The sequence below is a fragment of the Vibrio sp. Y20_XG_PY13 genome (assembly GCF_024181925.1).
Taxonomy (GTDB): Bacteria; Pseudomonadota; Gammaproteobacteria; order Enterobacterales; family Vibrionaceae; genus Vibrio; species Vibrio parahaemolyticus.
Window position 1 is genome coordinate 952,568 of record NZ_JAMZAL010000001.1, and the last position, 16,661, is coordinate 969,228.

15 protein-coding genes are annotated in these 16,661 nt (G+C 44.4%); 11 read left to right on the forward strand and 4 right to left on the reverse strand.

Annotated elements, in window-relative coordinates; genetic code table 11:
• The first annotated feature begins 182 nt into the window (after nucleotides 1-182).
• The 4 genes from NL646_RS04170 to NL646_RS04185 all read left to right on the forward strand — a co-directional run bounded on the left by NL646_RS04170 (nucleotide 183) and on the right by NL646_RS04185 (nucleotide 3,359).
• Nucleotides 183-437: a hypothetical protein gene (locus NL646_RS04170; RefSeq protein WP_011106259.1), complete on the forward strand. Its 255-nt coding sequence runs from the start codon at nucleotides 183-185 to the stop codon at nucleotides 435-437.
• 371 nt (nucleotides 438-808) lie between these two features.
• The gene (locus NL646_RS04175; protein ID WP_017447948.1) at nucleotides 809-1,825 is read left to right on the forward strand and encodes a GGDEF domain-containing protein; all 1,017 of its coding nucleotides are present in this window, start codon (nucleotides 809-811) and stop codon (nucleotides 1,823-1,825) included.
• A 65-nt stretch (nucleotides 1,826-1,890) separates the two neighbouring features.
• The gene (locus tag NL646_RS04180) at nucleotides 1,891-2,706 is read left to right on the forward strand and encodes a helix-turn-helix domain-containing protein (protein ID WP_005479824.1); all 816 of its coding nucleotides are present in this window, start codon (nucleotides 1,891-1,893) and stop codon (nucleotides 2,704-2,706) included.
• The gene (locus tag NL646_RS04185) at nucleotides 2,706-3,359 is read left to right on the forward strand and encodes a LuxR C-terminal-related transcriptional regulator (protein WP_140070941.1); all 654 of its coding nucleotides are present in this window, start codon (nucleotides 2,706-2,708) and stop codon (nucleotides 3,357-3,359) included. The genes NL646_RS04180 and NL646_RS04185 overlap by 1 nt, the downstream gene beginning before the upstream one ends.
• 52 nt (nucleotides 3,360-3,411) lie before the next feature.
• Here the strand turns inward: NL646_RS04185 and NL646_RS04190 are convergent, their stop codons facing one another.
• A complete protein-coding gene (locus NL646_RS04190; protein ID WP_140087993.1) occupies nucleotides 3,412-5,820 on the reverse strand; it encodes a glycoside hydrolase family 2 protein in 2,409 nt (802 codons plus the stop codon).
• 304 nt (nucleotides 5,821-6,124) lie between these two features.
• Here NL646_RS04190 and NL646_RS04195 point away from each other — a divergent pair, with 304 nt between their 5' ends.
• Nucleotides 6,125-7,708: a BCCT family transporter gene (locus NL646_RS04195; RefSeq protein ID WP_015312921.1), complete on the forward strand. Its 1,584-nt coding sequence runs from the start codon at nucleotides 6,125-6,127 to the stop codon at nucleotides 7,706-7,708.
• 69 nt (nucleotides 7,709-7,777) lie between these two features.
• Here the strand turns inward: NL646_RS04195 and NL646_RS04200 are convergent, their stop codons facing one another.
• The gene (locus NL646_RS04200) at nucleotides 7,778-8,506 is read right to left on the reverse strand and encodes a UTRA domain-containing protein (RefSeq protein ID WP_140055492.1); all 729 of its coding nucleotides are present in this window, start codon (nucleotides 8,504-8,506) and stop codon (nucleotides 7,778-7,780) included.
• A gap of 209 nt (nucleotides 8,507-8,715) precedes the next feature.
• On the opposite strand from NL646_RS04200, the gene NL646_RS04205 reads away from it, so the two are divergent.
• The 6 genes from NL646_RS04205 to NL646_RS04230 are packed head-to-tail and all read left to right on the forward strand — an operon-like array spanning nucleotide 8,716 to nucleotide 14,018.
• Nucleotides 8,716-9,798: an ABC transporter substrate-binding protein gene (locus tag NL646_RS04205; protein WP_031855307.1), complete on the forward strand. Its 1,083-nt coding sequence runs from the start codon at nucleotides 8,716-8,718 to the stop codon at nucleotides 9,796-9,798.
• 30 nt (nucleotides 9,799-9,828) lie between these two features.
• Nucleotides 9,829-10,653, forward strand: a complete 825-nt coding sequence (locus tag NL646_RS04210; protein WP_031855306.1) for an alkaline phosphatase family protein — start codon at nucleotides 9,829-9,831, stop codon at nucleotides 10,651-10,653.
• The gene (locus NL646_RS04215; protein WP_025525367.1) at nucleotides 10,650-11,549 is read left to right on the forward strand and encodes an ABC transporter permease subunit; all 900 of its coding nucleotides are present in this window, start codon (nucleotides 10,650-10,652) and stop codon (nucleotides 11,547-11,549) included. The genes NL646_RS04210 and NL646_RS04215 overlap by 4 nt, the downstream gene beginning before the upstream one ends.
• A gap of 3 nt (nucleotides 11,550-11,552) precedes the next feature.
• Nucleotides 11,553-12,338, forward strand: a complete 786-nt coding sequence (locus tag NL646_RS04220; protein WP_031855305.1) for an ABC transporter permease — start codon at nucleotides 11,553-11,555, stop codon at nucleotides 12,336-12,338.
• Nucleotides 12,338-13,357 (forward strand): ABC transporter ATP-binding protein, encoded by a 1,020-nt coding sequence (locus NL646_RS04225; protein ID WP_140203248.1) that lies wholly within the window; start codon nucleotides 12,338-12,340, stop codon nucleotides 13,355-13,357. Before NL646_RS04220 ends, NL646_RS04225 begins: the two co-directional genes overlap by 1 nt.
• Before the next feature lies 1 nt (nucleotide 13,358).
• Nucleotides 13,359-14,018 (forward strand): HAD family phosphatase, encoded by a 660-nt coding sequence (locus NL646_RS04230; RefSeq protein WP_045604224.1) that lies wholly within the window; start codon nucleotides 13,359-13,361, stop codon nucleotides 14,016-14,018.
• Nucleotides 14,019-14,586: 568 nt separating this feature from the next.
• Here the strand turns inward: NL646_RS04230 and NL646_RS04235 are convergent.
• Together NL646_RS04235 and NL646_RS04240 are read right to left on the reverse strand one after the other, a co-directional pair.
• Nucleotides 14,587-15,426 carry a hypothetical protein gene (locus tag NL646_RS04235; RefSeq protein ID WP_029816689.1) on the reverse strand — a complete coding sequence of 280 codons (840 nt, stop codon included), beginning with the start codon at nucleotides 15,424-15,426 and terminating at the stop codon, nucleotides 14,587-14,589.
• 384 nt (nucleotides 15,427-15,810) lie between these two features.
• A complete protein-coding gene (locus tag NL646_RS04240; RefSeq protein ID WP_029854660.1) occupies nucleotides 15,811-16,659 on the reverse strand; it encodes a hypothetical protein in 849 nt (282 codons plus the stop codon).
• Nucleotides 16,660-16,661 lie beyond the last annotated feature (2 nt).

The window sequence follows — 16,661 nt, forward strand, 5'->3', positions numbered from 1 at the left end:
TCTTACAAGCCTCACACCTTTGCATCACAACGAATGCCGTTAAATCGGTTAAAAAGAGGCCACTTAGATGGCCTCTTAGTTTGTGAGGCAAATATTTCTACCACCTATACCCTCTCTCGGTTGTATAATGCCGGCTCTGAAATATTTTGTTACGTTACTTCGGTAACCCCTGAGATTACAACATGAACAACAGCAGATGGGTCGGCTTGCTCGGCGGCACGATCGTTTTACTTTGCACATTTCTCCTATTCGGATCTTCCGTTCATGCTGATTGGTACATGATGCCTGCAGAAGCAGTGAACGGCATCGCATTTACACTGGCTTTCGGGCTAGGGCTGAATAGCATTTTTGCCTACGTCACAGCATTCATTACGCTCGCTGCGTTATTCTACATTGGCTACGTTGTTGGCTACCGCGTTCATCAAAAGCTTAGGTAAAAACCTTAACTTTAAGACCATTTATCTCAACCTACCTAACACTTAAGTTTTAGCTTTTATTCAATAAATTGGCTTTTAACCTACTTTTTATGCGGACATATTGAGATCGGAGCATTTTCCCGAAAACCGTATAGTTTTATGCCATGCTGCCTCATAGAATAGTTTATAAAAACGGCAGTAGGTATCGAGCAACTTTATGAAATGCAGTGTCGCATGCAGACGAGAACAACGCCCGAGAAAGCATATGCGCCCAGCATTTCCCAACCTAAACGGCGCACTTTCTGTGTTTCTCCCGTCCTCCATTCACACTCAGTCCATACAGACTTCTCTCCCTGACTGCCCATTATTTGCTGTTCCTAAGAGACATAACGATGGACAGAACGCAGTTCACCAAAATTTTTACGCGCTACTACATGCGCTCTACAAGTTTGGGGATTATTTTTACCCTATTCGCTTGTGCAATCAGAGGGGTTAATCTTGTTGTATACCTTCCTTACGTGTTATCCGCGAGCACTTGTTTTACTTACCTTTGGGCAAGTCGAACTTTCACGCTCGAGCAAAAACATCAATCTGTCGTCATTGCCCTAATCCTCGGTTACACCCTCACTTTTTACCTGTACTTTTTCTTAGGCGGACATTTTCTTTTTTCGTCGTTGGTGACGATCAACCTACTTTTGACCATGGTTGAGTTCGGTGTTTTTTGGTCGTTCTTTACCTATGCCTTATCAATGACTTTTTGCTTTTACATTGATTTGATAACGGCAGGGAATGACCCTTTTAAACTCCACGCTTTAAAAGAATTTTTCATTCAAAGTACGTTTTTATTTTTGTTCAACCTGTTTATTTACAAAGGGCTACGCTCTATCGAGTGTTATTGGCATGGCATTTGGCAAACACAATATGAACAGGTGGAAAAGCTTGAACGATTGCTCGAAATCGACGAGCTCACTGGGTGCTATTCCCGCTTTAAAGGCAATCAACTGATCGAACAACAGATTCAACGTGCCCAACCGTTTACTCTGTTGTACATCGATCTTGATGGCTTTAAAGCCGTGAATGATGAATTTGGTCACGACGCCGGAGATAAGGTGTTGCAGATCACCGCCCAACGTATTTTGCATCTGTTAGACGACGGCCAGTTCGCGACACGCATCGGAGGCGATGAGTTTATTCTGTGCCTGCCAAACATCGAAGACACCAAGGAGTTAGAACAGTTTCAGTCTTTGCTGCATCACGCATGCAGTGCACCCATTTTTATCCATTTTCAAAACGTTCACATCGGTTTAAGTGTTGGTATGGCTCGCTTTCCTCATGAAGGAAGCTGTAGCGATTCCTTAATTCAACATGCTGACCAAATGATGTACCTCACTAAAAGATCAAGAACATAAAGTTTTGGCTCGGTCCGAGCCGCTGAGAAGCACTCAAAAATATAATAATTTCAGGACGTAGATATATGGTTAGTAAGTTAGAATTTTCGCATGCAGTGGCTGCTATTCGAAAGGAAAGGGGGTTAACTCAAGGCCAATTAGCGGATGAGCTAGCCCGAAGTTACAGCGCTTTTGAAAGCTTAAATCAACCCACATTAAGCCAGTGGGAAAGCGGTAAAGTAACGCCCAGTTTGCTCAAGCGGCTTGCTTTCGCTCACTACATCGGCAAGCAGTATCAATACACCTCCAGCGAATACAAACGGGTCAAAGCTTCACAAAGCAAAAGCATCTATTTGAGCTTTAAAGACATTGTTTACGAATACCGTGTAACCGATGTGAAAAATTGCGCCCTTAGCCAAATCAGTTTGACGGAATATGAGCAAATTAACGCCGTACACAAACAACTGATCACGCCCGGCGGAATAGAAGACACGCTCAATCAATTCAATGAATCCCCCAGCAAGGCCCGCCTCTACTACTGTGAAGGCATGTTGGTTGGCCATTTGATTTATCAAGAGCTGAGGTCTGAATTTAGGATTCTCAGCTTTTGGCATTTAGGGCGCTCGATACTGAAGTACTTAGTCACCGACATTCTCCAAGTCATGGGAAATACGATCATCCATTTCCCGGTTCATGAGCCCGTGATTAAACAACTTCTCTTCGACATTTTTATTCGGGACTTCTATCAACATCGGCGAGTTACGTTCTTTAGAGCCCCCGCCACACAAATCTTCGGAAACCCCATGGTGAAATATTGCTTTGATGGGCTGTTAGACCTAGTGCTCTATCGCTTTCATCAAGTAGGAAATGAGTTTATGCAGTCTCGACAGGAGGTTCATTGATGATGAATACCAACACAACCAACAACACCGTCTTATTGTTCACCTTCAACAACATTCAAGGTCGCGGCTTGCAAACCGCTATAGAACAGAACATAGAAAAACCCGTACTTTTAACCCGAGGCGCTGACGTCAATTTACCTAGCACCCGCGATGAACACTATGTAGCGATAGTCGATAGCTCTCTCCCTGAATTGCCGGAGGTCAAACAAACACTCAGTGAGTTAGAGCACGTAGATGCGACTGTATTAGTCAACGCAGAACCGAATCTGAGGGTCGAGAGCTTACTCACTTGGTCAAACTTGAAAGGTTTGTTCTATTTTGAGGATGATTTCGACAAGGTAATGATGGGGCTAAAAGGCATTTTGAACGGAGAAAATTGGCTCTCTCGCGATATTCTCAATCAACTGATTGGCCACCTATTGAGCCTAAACAATACCGTCGGTGAGCTAGAAACGAAACTCGAAATGGAACTGACCCGTCGTGAGATGCAAGTACTCTCCGCACTGTGTCAGGGTGGCTCAAACCTTGATATTGCCGACTCGCTCTTTGTCAGTGAGCACACGGTGAAATCGCACCTCTATAGTATTTTCCGTAAGCTCGAAGTCAAAAACCGCATGCAGGCCATTACGTGGGCAAAACGTAATTTGCTCTAGTGTGAAACAACAAAGGGAGCATGGAAGCCCCCTTTCAACGTTGAGTTTGTGTTTACTGCATCAAATGGTAAACCCGTAATGATGTCGACATCGCGTCCAGATCGTCTCCCAAAAACTCAATCGTTACAGGCTGGTTCGCCAGAAGAGTGAGGCTGGAATCACTAAAACGACCTTGGGTATCACACTCCACATGCACAAAGAAAGCAGGCTTATCCGCAACCAAAGTAATTTGGCTGCCCTCAATCGAGACATCAATATTGGCTTTCGCCATCGGCAACGTTTTCAGCTCATGAGTGCAAAACCATGTGTTGCTTATTCTGTCTTCACCGATTTGCGCTTCAACATATAAGAAGCCTGACGTAAGTTCATCCTTCTCAAACGATTCATCCAATTGCCACAAAATCGTATTACTGTCTGCTATGACCGTCTGTTCTAAGCTCCAACATTGCTTTTCTTCCCCTTGCCAATCTACCCACTTGAGCTGTGTATTGACGCTTGCGGGCTCTTTAGCATCATTGAGCAAATGCAGGCTCAACTTGCCTGTATGCTCAGAAAACACCAAATACTGCGGCGCAAAAAATCGCTTCGCATGGTAGTGCAACTGCTTCCAACGGCCACTGTACTCCAAGCTTGACCAAGAACTGACGGGCCAGTTGTCATTGAGCTGCCAATACAGCATGCCTCGACAAATTGGAGAAATCGCACGCCAGTGATCACACGCGGTTTTGATGGCCATCGCTTGTTGCACCTGGCTCAAATACAACATCTGCTCAAAGCCCGATGGAAAACGGAAGTAACGAGTAAACATCTCAGTGATGATGCTGTTACCACGTGGATTCTTTTGGTGTTGCTCGAACGTTGGTGAAGTGATGTTCCAGTCTCGCTCGGGTACAAACTGCTTCACCTCCGCGAAAGATGGCCAAGATTGGAAGCCAAATTCAGAGCAAAAACGAGGATTGATGTTTAGATACGCGCTAAATGATTTACCCGAATGCCATACATCCCAAAAGTGCATGTCGCCTTTACTATCGTCGTGCCATGCGTCACCAAAATCCAACTCGCCATTGCAGGGAGAGCTCGGCCAAAAGCGGCGCGAATCATCTTGCTGAGTAATCACTTGTTCAATCATGCGATTGAGGCGGTCATAATTGACGGTGTATTTCACTTTGTTGTGCTTAGATTCGTCATACCAACCAATGGCACCAATCACTTCGTTATCGCCACACCAAAGCGCAATGGAAGGATGCGCTTTAAGACGCGGAATTTGGAATCGAAGTTCTTCTTCTACGTCTTTTAAAAACTCGTCGTTTGATGGGTACAATGAGCAGGCGAACATCATGTCTTGCCACACCAGCAAGCCGAGTTCATCACAAAGGTTATAAAAGGTTTCACTCTCGTACTGACCGCCGCCCCACACGCGAATCATGTTCATGTTGGCATCAACCGCACTTTGCAATAGGTCTCGATAACGGTGTTCACATTCTCGCCCCGGCATCGCATCGACAGGAATCCAGTTCGCACCTTTGGCATTAATAGGCGTGCCATTGACGATAAATTCCATCGCAGAGCCATGTTCATCTGCCTGACTATTTAAGCTCAACTGACGAAGTCCAATCTTGCGCGACAGCGTTTGCTCACCACAACCAACAGAAATGGTGTACAGATGCGCATCGCCGTAACCTGCTGGCCACCAGAGTTGCGGCTTTTGAACATGGAACTGACAGTGATAGTGACCACTTCCTTCGGTTTGAATAAATTGAACTTCGCCATCAAATTCCACGGTAACATGATGGCTTTGGTTGTCGGTTTGCACTTCCACCAGCGCGTCTAAAATCACACTGCCATCGGCTTGCCATTGTTGCTCGGTTGAGACATTTTTTAACCAAATGTCGGTCACTACATCGATTTGGATTGGGTCGTAAATGCCCGATACCATCAAACAAATGCCCCAATCCCATCCGGAATGGCATTGTGTTTTGCGGATCAAATTCATGTGTGGAATTTGGTTGTTGCCCATTGCCGATGGAATAGGAAATGGCAGTTTTTTTGCTCTTGCGATACCTTCTAAATCCACCCGAGCAAACTCAACCCGAATTGTGTTAGTACCTTGTTTTAAATACGGTTTAATATCCACACGTTGCTGGGCAAACATATTGCTGCTAGTTAGTACTCGCTCACCATTGATAAAGAACTGAGCCAAAGTGTCAACGCGAGTCAGCGTCATCCAAATATGAGAAGCGCACAGTGTGGAGTCGCCCACTTCAAACTGTCGTTCAATATGCCAATCACATTCTTCGATCCAGCGGACTTTGGCTTCGTTATCAGCAAAATAAGGATTGGGGATGAGCTCTGCTTGCAATAATGCCGAGACATTATCGCCGGGCAAATTCATAGGAATATCGATATCTGGACGCTGTGGTGAAGTAAGTTGCCACGTCCCGTTGAGTTCAATTTGAGCCATAGGGTAAGACCTTTAATTTTTATTAGAACAGGTTGGCTCAATGTAATTCTGATGAGTCCCTACAAGAATAAGGGGAATGTCATTTACAAACGAAATGCGGCGCACTTCACGCTAAAATTTCAGTCAAAATCTCTGCAAAAAAATCAGAGGCTTGGCTAAAGTGTTAAAAATTAATCTAAATCTACGGTTATATTCGCTATCTCGACATGTTACCATCAGCGGCTTTTTGAACATCCTCACACTTTTCATCGACTTGATGTGAGGGGAAATGCACGGCTTCCGAGCCCTAAAAAGCGAAGTAATTATGTCAAATATGACGAATGCCGCCCCCCATACTCCTATTCAGGAAGCAGACTATTCTGCCATTCATCCCCCTTCCCTACTGAAACGCCTCGAACTCACCAATCCAGTATTCTGGTTGAGTGGTAGCTTCCTCAGTTTGTTCGTTCTGCTTGCATTGACGAACACCGAATCTCTAACCGCAATGGTTAACGCAGGCTTTGGGTTTGCGACAAAATATTTCGGAGCTTACTGGCAAGTATTGCTTCTTCTCAATTTCCTTATCGGTTTGGCTCTCGCGTTTGGTCGTACAGGGTATGTACGTTTGGGCGGCTTAGCGAAACCAGACATCGACACATTTAAATGGCTGTCGATTGTACTGTGCACCCTACTCGCTGGTGGTGGTGTTTTTTGGGCTGCTGCCGAGCCAATTGCTCACTTTGTTACAGCGCCACCTTTGTATGGTGAAGCTTCACCAAAAACTTCTGCAATCAATGCGTTATCTCAGTCGTTTATGCACTGGGGATTTTTGGCTTGGGCGATTCTCGGTTGCCTTTCATCCATCGTCTTGATGCACCTGCACTACGACAAAGGCTTGCCACTTAAACCACGCACGTTGCTTTACCCAATCTTTGGCGACAAAGCGATTCATGGCTGGATTGGTAACCTGGCGGATGCGTGCAGCATCATCGCCGTTGCCGCTGGTACTATCGGCCCTATTGGCTTTCTTGGTTTGCAAATCAGCTACGCGCTGAACTCATTATTTGGTTTCCCAGATAACTTCATTACCCAAAGCATGGTGATTGTCGCTGCCATCGTTATGTACACGCTTTCGGCGCTAAGTGGCGTAAGCAAAGGCATCCAACTTGTGAGCCGTTACAACATCATCCTGTCGGTACTGCTGATCGGTTACATCCTGTTCTTTGGCCCAACGAGCTTTATTATTGATGGCTATGTGCAAGGCGTAGGCCGCATGGTGGATAACTTTTTCCCGATGGCGCTTTATCGCGGTGACACTGGCTGGTTAAGCTGGTGGACGGTGTTCTTCTGGGGTTGGTTTATTGGTTACGGGCCAATGATGGCAATCTTCATCGCACGTATTTCGCGTGGCCGTACAATTCGCCAATTGATTTTGTCCATCAGTATTGCTGCGCCGCTGATCACCTGTTTTTGGTTCAGCATCGTGGGCGGTAGCGGTTTAGCATTCGAGCTCGCTAATCCGGGATTGATCTCTTCGGCTTTTGAAGGATTCAACCTCCCAGCCGTATTGCTTGCAATCACTGGTGAACTGCCATTTCCGATGATCATTTCGGTGCTGTTCTTGATTTTGACCACCACCTTCATCGTTACGACGGGTGACTCGATGACCTACACCATCAGTGTGGTAATGACGGGTTCTGCCGAGCCAAACGCCGTGATTCGCTCGTTTTGGGGATTGATGATGGGCGTTGTGGCTATCGCGCTGATTTCTATGGGTTCAGGCGGTATCACTGCGCTGCAATCCTTCATTGTGATCACCGCGGTTCCCGTATCTTTCATTTTGCTACCTAGCATTTTGAAAGCGCCGGGCATTGCCAATCAAATGGCGAAGGAGCAAGGTTTGGTTTAAGTCTGGTTTAGATACTCAACCCCATAAAATGCAAAGAGCCCTTAATTGGGCTCTTTTTAATTCTGCTGTTTATCCCACGCTGTCTATGCGAATCATCACCGCGTCAGGTCGCCAGTACTCCAACTCGCAATCCATTAGCTCGCCATCTTGCTTGTAGTTCACGCGACAAATTTTCAGTACAGGTTGTCCTTCAGCCAGATTCAATGCTTTCGCCACATGTGCTGGTGCTGACGTTGGAATGACATCGAATCGAGAACGCATTGTCTCGTAGCCATATTTCTCACGATAAATGCCCGTCAGCGACATAGTCAGATTCTCTGCCAAAATACCATCGAACAAACTCGCTTTTAGAACGTTTTCAACAAACAGCACGGCTCGTCCATCAATACAACGCAAACGCTCAATGATGTGGATTGGCGTCATCTGCTCGATATCAAGCGCTTTTGCGTAATCCCCTGCCGCCATTTCACTGCGCACGCTGACCAGTTGGGTGGCTGCAATCCGATGCTGCTCACGAATCATTTGATGAAAGTGAGAACGCGACAACGGGTTGTAGCAGATTCGCTCAGGAGACACATACCAACCACGGCGTTCTTCTCGATAAATCAGTCCTTCGGTTTCCAACGAGACTAACGCATCTTTAATCGTGATTCGGGTGGTAGAAAACAGCTCACTTAACTCTCTTTCTGAAGGCAGTTTTTGCCCTTGAGAAACCACGCCAGAGTGAATTTGCTGTCTCAAACTGGCTTTAATTTTTCCTAACTGCGTCCCTAACTGGCTCGCACCTGTTGCTTTCATTCTGACCTAGTCCAATAGATATTTTCTCAACAACATAAGCGGCTTAAGTAACAGAAATATGACAAGTCAAACTGCTCACTTATTCATCAAATGAAATACAAACGCCACAGAAGTGAATCATAACTGTCAAATTATCTGCACCAAACCGTCACATTCCCCCCATAGGATAAAAAGCGAACTTACTGACCTAGTCCAGAAGGATAGAGACAATGAAAACTTTGCTTAGCCGTTCCACTGCCGTGCCTGCCAAACTGCTTGCAGCCACCGCAATTACAGCAACATTATCGGCGCCTGCTTTTTCAGCGGATGCCAATGTAGAATCCCTAGTAAAAGCCGCTCAAAAAGAAGGCTCGGTTTACAGTGTGGGCATGCCAGACAGTTGGGCAAACTGGAAAAACACGTGGGCTGATTTGCAATCAAACTACGGTTTGAAACATCAAGATACTGACATGAGCTCTGCACAAGAAATCGCGAAATTCGAAGCAGAGAAGAAAAATGCAACCGCAGATATCGGTGACGTCGGTTTTGCATTCGCGCGAGTTGCCGTGAAAAAAGGCGTAACTCAACCGTATAAACCGACCACTTGGAATGACATTCCCGATTGGGCGAAAGATAAAGATGGCCACTGGGCGCTGGCATACACTGGCACTATCTCTTTTATCTCAAACAACAACCTAGTCAAAGACGCACCAAAAACTTGGGGTGACTTACTCAAAGGTGACTACAAAGTGACGGTTGGAGACGTAGGCGTTGCGGCGCAAGCGAACAACGCGGTTTTGGCAGCCGCTTTTGCCAACGGTGGTGACGAATCGAACCTTAAACCAGCAATCAAGTTCTTTGCTGAACTGGCGAAACAAGGTCGCTTGTCATTTACCGATCCGAACATCGCCAACCTAGAAAAAGGCGAAGTTGAAGTGGCGATCATGTGGGACTTCAACGCGCTGAACTACCGCGACAAGATTGACCGCGAGCGCTTTACTGTCACGATTCCACAAGATGGTTCCGTGATTTCTGGTTACACAACCATCATCAACAAATACGCGAAAAATCCAAACGCAGCCAAATTGGCTCGTGAGTACATCTTTAGTGACCAAGGCCAAATCAACCTAGCAGAAGGTTACGCACGTCCAATTCGCACCAGTATTACTCTGCCAAAATCTGTGCAAGACAAGCTGATTGCAAATGACCAGTACAGCAACGTTCACCCAGTGACCGACTTCTCTGCATGGGAAAAATCAGCACGTAAGCTGCCACGTCAATGGCAAGAAAGTGTATTGATTCACCAGCAGTAACCTCCCTCCAAGAAGTATTGAGAATTTATCATGAGCAATAAGGTTATCCTTGTTGTTCTAGATGGACTGAACTATCAGGTAGCCCGCAATTGTATGGGCTACCTAAACGGTCTACTAGAACATGGTCATTCACGACCAGAAATGCGCGCCACGCTTTACCCCGTGCAATGTGAACTCCCTTCAATGTCGCGTCCACTGTATGAGTGCATTTTAACTGGGGTTCGCCCCGTAGAAAGCGGCATTGTGAACAACAATATCGTTCGTCTGTCGAATCATGATTCCATCTTTAGTTTGGCAAAGTCGCAAGGCAAAGTGACTGCAGCGGCGGCTTACCACTGGGTGAGCGAGCTCTATAACCGCGCCCCGTTTGAGCCGATTCGCGATCGTTTTACGAACGATGAAACAATGAATATTCAGCACGGCTGTTTCTATCATTGGGATCATTATCCTGATGAAGCGCTTTTCATAGACGCTGAACATTTGCGTCGCACTCACCAGCCTGATTTTTTGCTGATTCACCCAATGAACATTGATGACATGGGTCACAAGCACGGATTGGATTCTCGCCAATACCGAAACTCAGCACGCGGTGCAGACATCATTCTCTCCAATTACATCGAGAAATGGTTGGCCGATGGCTATCAGATCATCGTCACCAGTGACCATGGCATGAACAACGATCTTTCTCACGGCGGTATTCTCCCTGAAGAGCGTGAAGTTCCGATGTTTGTGATTGGCGACAAGTTCACACATCAAGAGTGTCACGTTAAACAAACCGAGATTTGTGGCACGGTTTGTCAGTTGTTAAACCTTGACCATAATAAACCTTACACGCAAGCGTTGTTAGCACTATGAGCAGTTCTGTTTTATCACCAAGCGCGAGCCGCGCGGCGAAACCAACGACAAGCGTTTGGCTCAAGCGCATCAAACCCGCAATCTGGCTGGTTCCCTTTGCGCTTTTTTTCTACCTATTTCAACTCGCGCCCATGATTTGGGTGCTGTTTAACAGCTTTATCTACGATGGAGAGTTCGCTCTCGATAACTACATCGAAGTACTCGATTCTGCGTTCATGCTGCAAGCATTCGGAAACAGTTTATGGCTGTCCGTTTGGTCGAGCATTTTCGGGCTCGCCATTGCGACGCTGTTGGTTTCTTCCTTACGCCGAGTAAACAGTAAGCTAAGAGACGCCGTGATTGCCTTCACCAACATGAGCAGCAACTTTGCAGGCGTACCTCTGTCGTTTGCCTTCATCATCATCTTAGGCACAAACGGCGCGATTACGTTGTTGCTCAAGCAATATGGCTTGCTCGGTGATTTTGACTTGTACGGCAAATGGGGCTTGCTGGCGATTTACATCTACTTCCAAATCCCACTGGCGGTTTTACTGCTTTATCCCGCTTTTGATGCGCTGAGCGATGATTGGCAAGCGGCGGCTGCACTGTTGGGGGCAAGAACTGCGCAATATTGGGCGAAAGTGGCTTTGCCTGTGCTTTCTCCTGCCCTGTTTGGCACTTTCATTATTTTGATCGCCAATGCGATCGGCGCGTATGCCAGCGTCTATGCGCTCACTTCTGGTAACTACAACGTCATTACGATCCGTATTGCCAGTTTGGTGTCTGGTGATTTGTTCCTAGAGCCAAATTTAGCGGCCGCCATCTCGGTCATCTTAATGGCGCTGTTGGCGTTTATTACGGTGATTAACCAGTGGCTGATTGCCAAAAGTTACGCAGCTAAGAAAAGCAGGAAGTAAACCATGCAAAACGTAAATTCTCGATTCCATAAAAGCGTCGTTTACACCATCGTCGGAATCATGCTGATCCCGATTCTAGCGACGTTCATTTACTCGATCTCTTCTCGCTGGGGCGCAACGATTCTGCCTGATGGTTTCACTTTTGACTGGTACATTAAACTGCTAACGGATCCTCGCTTCTTACAGGCGTTTGGTCGCTCGCTCTTTATTGGCCTTTCAGCACTAGCACTGAGTGTTGTTCTCGTACTGCCTGCGATTTTCGTGGTGTTTTACTACTTTCCGAAACTCGACAAGCTGATGAATATCCTGATTTTGCTGCCATTTGCAGTACCACCCGTGGTTTCGTCTGTGGGCCTTCTTCAACTCTATGCTGACAGCGAAATTTCCCTCATCGGTACACCCTGGATTTTAGTGGGCACTTACTTCACCATCGCATTGCCATTTATGTATCGCGCCATTTCCAACAGCTTTGAAGCCATCAATTTACATGATTTGATGGACGCCGCGCACTTGCTTGGCGCAAGTACGACCAAAGCTTTTTTGTTGATCATTTTGCCCAATTTAAAGAAAGGTTTAATGGCATCGTTGTTCCTCTCCTTCTCATTCTTACTAGGAGAGTTCGTGTTCGCCAATATTTTGGTTGGCACTCGCTACGAAACCCTACAAATCTACTTGTACAACATGCGTCAAACCAGCGGCCACTTCACATCTGCGCTCGTGATGACCTATTTCCTGTTTATTTTCTTACTGACTTGGTTGGCAAGTCGTTTCAGCCGAGGAGTCAAATAATGAGTTACGTAACCGCAAAAAACCTTACCAAACATTTTGGTGACAATACGGTATTTGAAGACATTCAATTCGCTATCGAACAAGGCGAGTTCATCACGCTTTTAGGGCCTAGCGGCTGTGGTAAATCCACCCTACTTCGCAGTCTTGCGGGTTTAAATCCGGTTGATGGTGGTGAAATTTGGGTAAATGGCGAAGAGATCACCCACCAAGTGCCACAAGAAAGAGGCATCGGTATGGTTTTTCAGTCTTACGCGCTGTTTCCAAACATGACGGTTGAGGGCAACATCGCCTTTGGCTTGAAAATGAAGAAACTCGCCTCTGATGAAATTCAACGCGAAGTGACAAAAGTGATAGAGTTAGTTGACTTAAAAGGCAAAGAAAAACACTACCCACACCAACTTTCAGGAGGCCAACGTCAACGTGTGGCGTTAGCCCGAGCGCTCGTGGTTAAACCCCGTATTCTTTTACTTGATGAGCCGCTTTCGGCACTGGATGCAAAGATCCGTAAGCATCTTCGCCAACAGATCCGCGATATACAAAAAGAGATGAACCTAACTACCATCTTTGTGACTCATGACCAAGAAGAAGCGATGATCATGTCTGATCGAATCTTTTTGATGAACAAAGGGGAAATTGTTCAAGCCGGCACACCAGAAGCGATCTACACTCACCCTGCCAATGAATTTGTGGCTGGGTTTATGGGGCATTACAACTTGGTCGATGCTAACAAAGCCAAACAACTCTTTAATATCGATACCGAATGGAAGGTGGCAATTCGTCCAGAGTCCATCTACGTGAAAGAGCATGGTCGCCAATACGGAAACCATATTTCTGCACCGCAGATGGGAACCATCAAAAATCACCAACTGCTTGGCAATGTAATTCGCTACCAAGTATGCGTCGAAGAGTGCAATCTTACAGTCGATTTGCTCAACCGTTCATCCGAACGCTTGCTAGCTAACGGCAGTCAACTAGAGCTGCTGTTTAACCTTAATGAAATTCAACCAGTGAGAGCCTAACATGTCCAAACCTTTGTACGTCTTTGATATGGACGAAACTCTAATCAACGCCGACTGTGCGATGATTTGGAATGCGTTTTTGGTTGAAAAAGGCATAGCAACGCAATCAAACTTCATAGAGGAAGATCAGCGTTTAATGGCCTTGTACGCAGAAGGCAAAATGGACATGGAGGACTACCTAGAATTCTGTATGGCGCCATTGGCTGACATGCCCGTTGCACACGTCCATACGTTGGTAGAAGAGTGTGTAGAGCACCACATCCTGCCTAAGCAGTTTGAGCAATCCAAAACGTTGATAGCACAGTTGGATCGCGATGACATCGATATGGTTATCATCTCTGCGAGCGTGACATTCTTAGTCGAAGCGGTCGGCCGTCGATTAGGAATTCCCGTCGCATTAGGAATTGATTTGGTTGAGAAGCACGGCAGCTACAGCGCTGAAATTGCAGGCGTTCCGAGTTATCGAGAAGGCAAAGTTATACGCTTGAAAGCATGGTTAGATGCTCAGCCAGAATCTTATTCTGAAGTCCATTTTTACACCGACTCCATCAATGATTTACCTTTATGCGAATACGCAGATTACGCATATTTGGTTAATCCTTGCCCTCAATTAAAAGCACGCGCAGATAACGCCAATTGGACGGTTTTGTCTTGGGATTAGCCGTCAACATCTCAAGCGAATCTTAACAAAGTAAAAGAGCGAAATAGGCTGCTCTTTTACTTTCTTGGCTTTAATTTCCATCGCACCTAAGAGCACAACCTACCACTCAAACACGCTGCTGCTCTCGCGCAAAAACAAAACACATCATTAACAAACGCAAGGACTTTATGTCACCTTAATCTGAGATATGAAAGATTGAGAACATACTGAGAGCGAATTTATATAACAAAAACAAATAAGCAAAACTTAATTTATGAGTCAATTGGTTATCAAAAACTGAGTTTATGCACACTGCGCGTACAGTCGAACAACATATTCACAATCCAGACTAACGATAATGAAATCATTGATTGAAGAATTAACATTTTAACAATGATTACAACAATGTTAACTTTAGCTCCGTTGGTCGCGCTGGTGGTAAGCCTTTCACCAAGCCTATTGTCAGTTTTATATGGACGTTCGACCACCTCCAAAATGAATAGACACCCAATTTGGTGCCCTTTTTACGCCCGCAGAGGAAATTCTTTGCGGGCTTTTTTCTTTAAGTTGAAAGTCAGAGCGCACAGGATCAGTTTTGTTTCGTCAATCTCTCTACCTTGGAGGTAGTATACGAATCAACAAGCGGAGACAATTCTAGTAACTCTAACACCTTTTTCTCAAAGGTTTCATCAGCACTTCTCACCCAATCTAAAAACTTCTTTTGAGCAAACATAGGCTCGATTTCGTATAAAAACTCGATACTAAAGTAAAACTCGTTTTTGATATGCAAATTGTAAACTCTTCGATAGTCCTTCTTATACTCCAAGTTACCTTCTACGTATTTTGAGTAAGTTTTCTCTCCAACATCAATAGCTTGGCATTTAATTGGGGGGTAGCCGCGAAGAAACTCCCCTACGAGAAACTCTTCTTTCGCTCTCTTTTTTTCTTCGTTTATCGGCTCTAATCCCCAGCGATGATTTGCGTAATCGATAGCATCATTCATCATCTCTGTATGATCTCCTTTCTTAGATCCTTCAGGAGACTCTAGAGCATGATAAAACTCCACATACTCTTTTTCTATCAATGAAGACAACTGATTGACAGAGTGAATACTCTCATTGGCAGACTTGATCCTTAGCCTAATATATAAACCACCTTGTTTATTTATAGGTAATAGAGGGTTTAATATTTTTTTTTGAAATGAGAAATAAATAGAAGCCAATTTTATTAACTTTTCATGCCGTTCTACTTTTGAGTCAATATCGAATTTTTTTAACTCCACAAGATCTTGGTATACATGCCCTTCATATATATTATTCGGACACTCAAATGACAATACTAAGTCATCTATCTGGAATACATTATGTAGCAAGTTTGAAAAATCTGGTTTTCCTCGAAAGCCATCTTTACAAATTTTAATAAGGCCCATATTTCTAACTCTTGTTCTTTAAATATGCATCAATATCTTTTAAACGTTTACTAGCCATATTAGTACCAAACACTCTGCTAACAAATTAGTGATCTTCATGCCGACTTGTTAAAAATAATGAAAATTAATATATAATATTCCATGAAATATATAATAAAAACGGATAACGAGAATAATACCCCACTCAAGGTGCATTCAAACTTAACAACCAGAATTATAGAAGTAACATAGCAATATATGTCACTAAAACTAACTACATGTTATGTCTTTCGCTTGTGGCAAGTTTATAGCCAGTGGGACATTCAAGCTCATCTAAAATGAATGTATCTCCTCTTAGTTTGAAGCCCTTTTTCACCCGTGAAGTTATTTTTACATTGAAGTGCATTACTCTGCATTAGTGTCTTCGCCCAACCTCTTTATCCTAGCGGTCGTACAGGAATCGATAAGTGGCGACAAATCTAGTAACTCTAGTACTTTTTTTTCAAAAGTTTCATCGGCACTTCTCACCCAATCTAAAAACTTCTGCTTGGCGAACATCGATTCGTACTTATACCAAAATTCTATGCTCAGATAGAATTCATTTTTTATAGGTAAATTGTACACCCTTCGTAATTCATTCTTATACTTCAGGTTGCCTTCTGAGTATTTTGAGTATTTATTTTTTCCAACTTTAACGGGCTCACACTTTATTGGTGGATAACCTCTTAAAAAACCTCTAATTAAATATTCTTCTTTTTCCCTTTTTCGGTCTTCACCTTCTGGGTTCTCCCCCCATTGTTTGTTCGCACGTTCAGTCACATCTTTCATCAAGCCTGTATGATACCCCCGCATAGAGCCTTCGTTTTGCTCAGATGCATGGTAAAACTCATAATATTCCCTTTCTAAAAATGAAGATAATTGATTAATATTATTAATACCTTCACCAGCAGATTTTACCTTTAACCTAATATATAAACCACCTTGTTTATTAACAGGAAACAAGGGGTTTAACATTACTTTGTGAAACAAGAAGCATACCGTAGCTAACTTTATAAACCTTTCATGCCTCTCTATTTTTGATTCAACATCGAACTGTTCTAAATTAACAAGATCCTGGTGTACATGTCCTTCATAAATGTTATTCGGACACTCAAATGACAGTACTAAGTCATCTATCTTAAATGCATTATGCAATAAGTTAGAGAAATCCGGCTTTCCTCTAAAACCATCTTTACACATTTCAATAAAGTTCATAT